At 48.5% G+C, this 5,276-nt stretch carries 1 tRNA gene and 3 rRNA genes; all 4 read left to right on the top strand.

Annotated elements, in window-relative coordinates:
• Positions 1–66 precede the first annotated feature (66 nt).
• The 4 genes from EDC41_RS13050 to rrf all read left to right on the top strand — a co-directional run bounded on the left by EDC41_RS13050 (position 67) and on the right by rrf (position 5,267).
• Positions 67–1,606 (top strand): 16S ribosomal RNA (locus tag EDC41_RS13050).
• Positions 1,607–1,773: 167 nt separating this feature from the next.
• A tRNA-Glu gene (locus tag EDC41_RS13055) sits at positions 1,774–1,849 on the top strand.
• A 242-nt stretch (positions 1,850–2,091) separates the two neighbouring features.
• Positions 2,092–4,990: ribosomal RNA gene (locus EDC41_RS13060) — 23S ribosomal RNA — on the top strand.
• Positions 4,991–5,151: 161 nt separating this feature from the next.
• Positions 5,152–5,267 (top strand): 5S ribosomal RNA (rrf, locus tag EDC41_RS13065).
• Together the 16S, 23S and 5S rRNA genes with 1 tRNA gene alongside form the textbook arrangement of a ribosomal RNA operon.
• Positions 5,268–5,276 lie beyond the last annotated feature (9 nt).

The raw sequence follows: 5,276 nt of genomic DNA on the forward strand, positions 1-5,276 counted from the left end.
ATTTTAATTAGGTTTAAATTTGGAAGTGCGATTTTATGTCAGCAGTATTGAGCGATTAAACTTTTTGAATTGAAGAGTTTGATCATGGCTCAGATTGAACGCTGGCGGCAGGCTTAACACATGCAAGTCGAACGGTAGCACATAGGAGTTTGCTCCTTGGGTGACGAGTGGCGGACGGGTGAGTAATGCTTGGGAATCTGGCTTATGGAGGGGGATAACTACTGGAAACGGTAGCTAATACCGCGTAATGTCTTAGGACTAAAGGGTGGGACCATTTGGCCACCTGCCATAAGATGAGCCCAAGTGGGATTAGGTAGTTGGTGAGGTAAAGGCTCACCAAGCCCGCGATCTCTAGCTGGTCTGAGAGGATGACCAGCCACACTGGAACTGAGACACGGTCCAGACTCCTACGGGAGGCAGCAGTGGGGAATATTGCACAATGGGGGGAACCCTGATGCAGCCATGCCGCGTGAATGAAGAAGGCCTTCGGGTTGTAAAGTTCTTTCGGTGACGAGGAAGGCGATTGTTTTAATAGAACAGTCGATTGACGTTAATCACAGAAGAAGCACCGGCTAACTCCGTGCCAGCAGCCGCGGTAATACGGGGGGTGCGAGCGTTAATCGGAATAACTGGGCGTAAAGGGCACGCAGGCGGTTGTTTAAGTGAGGTGTGAAAGCCCCGGGCTTAACCTGGGAATTGCATTTCAGACTGAACAACTAGAGTACTTTAGGGAGGGGTAGAATTCCACGTGTAGCGGTGAAATGCGTAGAGATGTGGAGGAATACCGAAGGCGAAGGCAGCCCCTTGGAAATGTACTGACGCTCATGTGCGAAAGCGTGGGGAGCAAACAGGATTAGATACCCTGGTAGTCCACGCCGTAAACGCTGTCGATTTGGGGATTGGGGTTTAACTCTGGTGCCCGTAGCTAACGTGATAAATCGACCGCCTGGGGAGTACGGCCGCAAGGTTAAAACTCAAATGAATTGACGGGGGCCCGCACAAGCGGTGGAGCATGTGGTTTAATTCGATGCAACGCGAAGAACCTTACCTACTCTTGACATCCATGGAATCTTGTAGAGATATGAGAGTGCCTTCGGGAACCATGAGACAGGTGCTGCATGGCTGTCGTCAGCTCGTGTTGTGAAATGTTGGGTTAAGTCCCGCAACGAGCGCAACCCTTATCCTTTGTTGCCAGCGATTAGGTCGGGAACTCAAAGGAGACTGCCGGTGATAAACCGGAGGAAGGTGGGGATGACGTCAAGTCATCATGGCCCTTACGAGTAGGGCTACACACGTGCTACAATGGCGTATACAGAGGGCGGCGAGCCAGCGATGGGGAGCGAATCTCAGAAAGTACGTCTAAGTCCGGATTGGAGTCTGCAACTCGACTCCATGAAGTCGGAATCGCTAGTAATCGCAAATCAGAATGTTGCGGTGAATACGTTCCCGGGCCTTGTACACACCGCCCGTCACACCATGGGAGTGGGTTGTACCAGAAGTAGATAGCTTAACCGAAAGGGGGGCGTTTACCACGGTATGATTCATGACTGGGGTGAAGTCGTAACAAGGTAACCGTAGGGGAACCTGCGGTTGGATCACCTCCTTACCAAAATCGAGAACGACAGCAAGTGTTCACACAGATTGTTTGATAGATGAATGAGAGAAGATGAGTGAAAGATAGCCATCCAAGCGGTGAAAATCTTGAAGATTTTTGCAAAATTGGCTAGAATATTTTACTCCTAAATGGCAAAGTGGAAAGCATCTTTAAATGTTGTCCCCATCGTCTAGAGGCCTAGGACATCGCCCTTTCACGGCGGTAACCGGGGTTCGAATCCCCGTGGGGACGCCATTTAAAGATGATTTTTATTGTCTTCTGTTCTTTAACAATATAGAAACAAGCTGAAAAACTGAGAGATATTTCAAGTTCGTTACGCATAAGTAATTATACATAAGTGATAACGAATAAATTGAAAGTCTGAGTAGAAAAAATCTTGACTGAACAAAAGCAGTCAAGTGTTTAGTTGTAAAACTGACTTCATTGTTTTTTTACTTTTATTTTTGAGAAGTTTTAGAAAACATTTGAGGTTGTATAGTTAAGTGACTAAGCGCACAAGGTGGATGCCTTGGCAATCAGAGGCGAAGAAGGACGTGCTAATCTGCGAAAAGCTTGGATGAGTCGATAAGAGGCGTTTAATCCAAGATGTCCGAATGGGGAAACCCAGTAGGTGAAGAACCTACTATCACCCAGTGAATACATAGCTGTGTGAGGCAAACCGGGAGAACTGAAACATCTAAGTACCCCGAGGAAAAGAAATCAACCGAGATTTCGTTAGTAGCGGCGAGCGAACGCGAAAGAGCCAGTTAGTGATAGCAGTAAAGTTAGGGGAATGTTCTGGGAAGGACAATCGTAGAGGGTGATAATCCCGTACCTTAAAACTCCATTGTGGTACTAGGCTAACAACAAGTAGGGCGGGACACGTGATATCCTGTTTGAAGATGGGGGGACCATCCTCCAAGGCTAAATACTCCTGATTGACCGATAGTGAACCAGTACTGTGAAGGAAAGGCGAAAAGAACCCCGGCGAGGGGAGTGAAATAGAACCTGAAACCTTGTGCGTACAAGCAGTGGGAGCAAGAGTAATCTTGTGACTGCGTACCTTTTGTATAATGGGTCAGCGACTTATATTTTGTAGCAAGGTTAACTGAATAAGGGAGCCGTAGGGAAACCGAGTCTTAACTGGGCGTGTAGTTGCAAGGTATAGACCCGAAACCCGGTGATCTAGCCATGGGCAGGTTGAAGGTTGGGTAACACTAACTGGAGGACCGAACCGACTAATGTTGAAAAATTAGCGGATGACTTGTGGCTGGGGGTGAAAGGCCAATCAAACCGGGAGATAGCTGGTTCTCCCCGAAATCTATTTAGGTAGAGCCTTGAGCGGACACCTTCGGGGGTAGAGCACTGTTTCGGCTAGGGGTCCATCCCGGATTACCAACCCGATGCAAACTGCGAATACCGAAGAGTGATACTCAGGAGACACACGGTGGGTGCTAACGTCCATCGTGGAGAGGGAAACAACCCAGACCGCCAGCTAAGGTCCCAAAGTCTATATTAAGTGGGAAACGAAGTGGGAAGGCTTAGACAGCTAGGATGTTGGCTTAGAAGCAGCCACCATTTAAAGAAAGCGTAATAGCTCACTAGTCGAGTCGGCCTGCGCGGAAGATGTAACGGGGCTCAAATATAGCACCGAAGCTGCGGCATCAGACGAAAGTCTGTTGGGTAGGGGAGCGTTGTGTAAGTCGATGAAGGTGGATTGAGAAGTCTGCTGGAGATATCACAAGTGCGAATGCTGACATAAGTAACGATAAAACGAGTGAAAAACTCGTTCGCCGGAAGACCAAGGGTTCCTGTCCAACGTTAATCGGGGCAGGGTGAGTCGGCCCCTAAGGCGAGGCTGAAAAGCGTAGTCGATGGGAAACGGGTTAATATTCCCGTACTTGTAATAACTGCGATGTGGGGACGGAGAAGGTTAGGTTAGCAGACTGTTGGATGTCTGTTTAAGCCGGTAGGTGGGAAGATTAGGCAAATCCGGTCTTCCTTAACACCGAGAAGTGATGACGAGTCTCTACGGAGATGAAGTAACCGATACCACGCTTCCAGGAAAAGCCACTAAGCTTCAGGTTATTATAAACCGTACTATAAACCGACACAGGTGGTCAGGTAGAGAATACTCAGGCGCTTGAGAGAACTCGGGTGAAGGAACTAGGCAAAATAGCACCGTAACTTCGGGAGAAGGTGCGCCGGCGTAGATTGTAGTCCCTTGCGGATGAAGGTTGAACCGGTCGAAGATACCAGCTGGCTGCAACTGTTTATTAAAAACACAGCACTCTGCAAACACGAAAGTGGACGTATAGGGTGTGATGCCTGCCCGGTGCTGGAAGGTTAATTGATGGTGTTATCGCAAGAGAAGCTCCTGATCGAAGCCCCAGTAAACGGCGGCCGTAACTATAACGGTCCTAAGGTAGCGAAATTCCTTGTCGGGTAAGTTCCGACCTGCACGAATGGCATAATGATGGCCAGGCTGTCTCCACCCGAGACTCAGTGAAATTGAAATCGCCGTGAAGATGCGGTGTACCCGCGGCTAGACGGAAAGACCCCGTGAACCTTTACTATAGCTTGACACTGAACATTGAATTTTGATGTGTAGGATAGGTGGGAGCCTTTGAAGCAGTCACGCCAGTGATTGTGGAGGCGTCCTTGAAATACCACCCTTTAACGTTTGATGTTCTAACGAAGATTGCGGAACGCGGTCTCGGACAGTGTCTGGTGGGTAGTTTGACTGGGGCGGTCTCCTCCCAAAGAGTAACGGAGGAGCACGAAGGTTTGCTAATCACGGTCGGACATCGTGAGGTTAGTGCAATGGTATAAGCAAGCTTAACTGCGAGACAGACAAGTCGAGCAGGTGCGAAAGCAGGTCATAGTGATCCGGTGGTTCTGAATGGAAGGGCCATCGCTCAACGGATAAAAGGTACTCCGGGGATAACAGGCTGATACCGCCCAAGAGTTCATATCGACGGCGGTGTTTGGCACCTCGATGTCGGCTCATCACATCCTGGGGCTGAAGTAGGTCCCAAGGGTATGGCTGTTCGCCATTTAAAGTGGTACGCGAGCTGGGTTTAGAACGTCGTGAGACAGTTCGGTCCCTATCTGCCGTGGGCGTTGGAGAATTGAGAGGGGCTGCTCCTAGTACGAGAGGACCGGAGTGGACGCATCACTGGTGTTCCAGTTGTCTCGCCAGAGGCATTGCTGGGTAGCTACATGCGGAAGAGATAAGTGCTGAAAGCATCTAAGCACGAAACTTGCCTCGAGATGAGTTCTCCCACACTATAAGTGTGTAAGGGTTGTTGGAGACTACGACGTAGATAGGCTGGGTGTGTAAGTGTTGTGAGACATTGAGCTAACCAGTACTAATTGCCCGAGAGGCTTAACTATACAACGCTCAAATGTTTTTAGGCTTGTTTTTGTATTGAGAAGAAGAATGAAACTAGAGAAGGAATCAATCGAAGTTAAGGAAGTTAATCTAACTATTAAAGTGAACTAAGAGTTAGATTAGGAAGTTAACTTAAAGAAATTCAAAAATAGAAAAGAATTTTCCCGACGACAAGAGTGCTGTGGTCCTACCTGACCCCATACCGAACTCAGAAGTAAAACGCAGTAACGTCGATGGTAGTGTGGTGATTCGCCATGTGAGAGTAGAGCATCGTCGGGTTTTAATTTA

The organism is Mannheimia haemolytica (genome assembly GCF_004342115.1).
Taxonomy (GTDB): Bacteria; Pseudomonadota; Gammaproteobacteria; order Enterobacterales; family Pasteurellaceae; genus Mannheimia; species Mannheimia haemolytica.